Below are 3,239 nucleotides of genomic sequence, written 5' to 3' on the forward strand. Positions count from 1 at the left end.
GCATAGAATCAGCCACAGTTTGCTCGTCACTAACCATCTACTTGACTTGTCCCTGGTTCTTAAACACCTAAACTTGACCTGTCGCTTGGCTAGAAAGCCACCAACATTAACTCCTCATTACTTAAGATGCTACTACACAAACGTTAGCTACATGCAAACGTCGTGCACAAGGCATCCCATCTCTTACCAAAGAGCATAGGCCCCTATACAACCTGCATAGAGGCAGCAGCTACACCCGTAACCTTGAGTACACTTCAAGTACATTAGTTGTATTTCTTATAGCTAAGTTAGCACTAATCTTAGCTAAATAGGGCTAAATAGGCCATAAAGTTCGTATAAGATTCCGTACCCGTAGTGCCTGTAGAGTGATGCATTCCTAAAATAACGGTGATGATGTTTGGCAGCCAAGTCAAACTTGCTTGAAAATGACATAAACTCTTGGGCTGGGGCTGGATAGAACTGGGATTGGCTAAATTCAGACTCACTAACTCTCAAATTTTAAGAGTTGGCACAATTCATGCCTGTTAGGTTATTCTTAAGGGCATGATCAGCTATTAATAGAACTACTAGTTGATAGTAGCTGTCGAATCTGGCTAATGTTTGTTATACGGGGCTAGTGTTTTAGCTTAGTTGTCAGGTAAGTAGTTGTCTGTGGCAAAGTTGTGAGTTGCTTCAGGTAGTTCTGCTTGCGACCGCTAGCATCTCTCTAGAAAGTATCTCAAAGGAATCTTCTTTGTCTGGCTATGACTAACTCTTCGTCCCAGCGCCGCGCTGTTGTTGTTAGGAATGACTTGTCTCCGTTCGGGAATAAGCTGGTTCAATCTGGCTATGCTAGTAGGGAACAAATGCGGCAGGCACTGGTTGAAAGCCGCAAGCCTAACGCTCGGCCATTGCCTCAGATTCTTCAAGAGATGACTGGCAAAGAGTTGTCCCTTGAGTTGGTGCGGCACTACAAGAAGCAGCAATTGTTCGAGCTGAAGATTCTATATGGGGTTGAGTCTCTAGATCCTGAAATTAATCTAGTGCCAACCGATCAGGTAGGAGAGCTGATTAAGACTTTAATACCCTTAGAGTTGTGCCGTCGTTATCGATTGGTTCCCCTCTCGAAGGAAGATGGCGAGACTCCAACGGTACTCGTGGCTATGGTCGATCCAGATAACCTGGATGCCCAAGATGACCTCAATCGAATTTTGCGCCCATTAGGATTAGCCCTACGCCGCCGAGTCATTACGATTGATGACTATCAGCAGATTATCAATAGGTTCCTAGACGAGCAGGTTGCTGCTGAGCAGCAAGCTCAGGCGGATGCGAAGTTTCAGGGTAAGTTTAGGAAGGTTACCCAGGAAGATCTAGAGATTGACGCAGAAGCACTCGGAGATGAGCTTCAGGACGATGAAGAAGAGGAAGATCTTGAAGGTGACTTAAGCAATGTTATTGCTGACTCGACGGCGGCTCCAATTGTCAAAACTGTCGATAAGATCTTGGCCAAGGCACTGACTGATGGTGTATCCGATATTCATATTGAGCCACAGGAAGATTGTTTACGAGTTCGCTTCCGCAAAGACAGTGTTCTTCATGAACCATTCGATCCACTACCCAAGAAAATTATTCCCGCCTTGATTTCTCGCTTCAAGATTATTGCAGATCTGGATATTGCCGAACGACGAGCAGCTCAGGACGGTAGAATTCGTCGTGTGTTCCAAGGACGCAAGGTTGACTTTCGTGTCAACACAGTGCCTGGTCGATACGGTGAAAAGGTTTGTTTACGAATTCTAGACAACTCGTCTACTCAGCTAGGGCTAGATAAGCTAATCACTAACCCCGACACTCTAGAAAGTGTGCGAGAGATGGCAAGTCGTCCCTTTGGGATGATCCTGGTAGTAGGGCCAACGGGGTCAGGTAAATCCACGACGTTGTATTCAATCCTAGCAGAGCGTAATGATCCCGGCGTTAACATCTGTACGGCAGAAGACCCAATTGAGTATGCACTCCCTGGCATTAACCAGGTGCAGGTAATTCGAGAAAAGGGGTTAAACTTCGCTAACATTCTACGTGCTTTTATGCGCCAAGACCCCGACATTATCCTGGTGGGTGAGACGCGAGACTTAGAGACGGCCAAGACTGCGATCGAGGCATCTCTGACTGGGCACTTGGTGATGACAACGCTCCATGCTAACGATGCGGCTGGTGCGATCGCCCGTTTGGATGAAATGGGAGTTGAGCCGTTCATGGTATCTGGGGCACTCATAGGTGTAATTGCTCAGCGTCTGATGCGTCGGGTATGTACAGAGTGTCGTATTTCATACACTCCAACTGAGGCTGAGTTTGCACGCTTTGGCATGACACCATCGCAAGAACGAAACTTTACCTTCTACAAGGCTAAGGTGCTCACTCCAGAGCAAATTCAGGAGGAACGAGCCAAAGGAACTCTGTGTCCTAAGTGTAATGGAGTAGGGTACAAAGGACGTTGCGGTGTCTATGAAGTAATGCGAGCAACAGAAGATTTGCTAGCGGCTATTGTTGATCGTGCACCTACAGAACGGATTAAGGAAATTGCCGTTGAAAATGGCATGTTAACTTTACTAGCCTACAGTTTGAACCTGGTGCGAGAGGGGCTGACTACCTTCCAAGAAGTGGAGCGTGTAACCTACACAGACACTGGATTAGAGGCAGAGCTGAAGGCTAAACGAAAGAGTGCTCTGTCATGTCGCTCGTGCGGCGCTGGGCTTCGCCCTGAATGGCTGGAGTGTATTTATTGCATGACTCCCCGTTTTCAAGACTAGAAACATTGAGGAAATTGTCCTATGCCGATGGAATTGATGATTGAAGACCTGATGGAGCAAATGATTGAGATGGGTGGCTCTGATATGCACTTGACGGCAGGACTACCACCCTATTTCCGTATCAGTGGCCATCTTTCCCCTATCGACTGCGATCCCCTGAGTTCTGAAGAAGTGCAGCGCCTTATCTTCAGTATGCTAAACAACACTCAGCGTAAGACGCTAGAGCAAAACTGGGAACTAGATTGCTCTTACGGGGTTAAGGGGTTAGCTAGATTTCGTGTCAACGTCTACAAAGACCGAGGAACGTGGGCTGCATGTCTACGAGCCTTAAGTTCCAAAATTCCTAACTTTGATAAGCTGGGGCTGCCTGATGTAGTGCGGGAAATGTCAGAGAAGCCTAGGGGTTTGATTCTAGTGACTGGGCCACCGGGTTCAGGTAAGACTACTACACTGGCT

The 3,239-nt window shown here is 47.1% G+C and carries 2 protein-coding genes; both read left to right on the forward strand.

Features of this window, described 5'->3' with window-relative positions; genetic code table 11:
- Positions 1-743: 743 nt before the first annotated feature.
- A complete protein-coding gene (locus tag NZ772_16165) occupies positions 744-2,783 on the forward strand; it encodes a GspE/PulE family protein (GenBank protein MCS6815090.1) in 2,040 nt (679 codons plus the stop codon).
- A 27-nt stretch (positions 2,784-2,810) separates the two neighbouring features.
- On the forward strand, positions 2,811-3,239 hold a 429-nt coding region (locus NZ772_16170), incomplete at its 3' end, for an ATPase, T2SS/T4P/T4SS family (GenBank protein MCS6815091.1).

The organism is Cyanobacteriota bacterium (assembly GCA_025054735.1).
Taxonomy (GTDB): domain Bacteria; phylum Cyanobacteriota; class Cyanobacteriia; order SKYG9; family SKYG9; genus SKYG9.

What these genes read in the sequence shown, in the direction of transcription:
- NZ772_16165 (MCS6815090.1), top strand. Translation starts at nt 744, where the DNA reads ATGACTAACTCTTCGTCCCAGCGCCGCGCTGTTGTTGTTAGGAATGAC.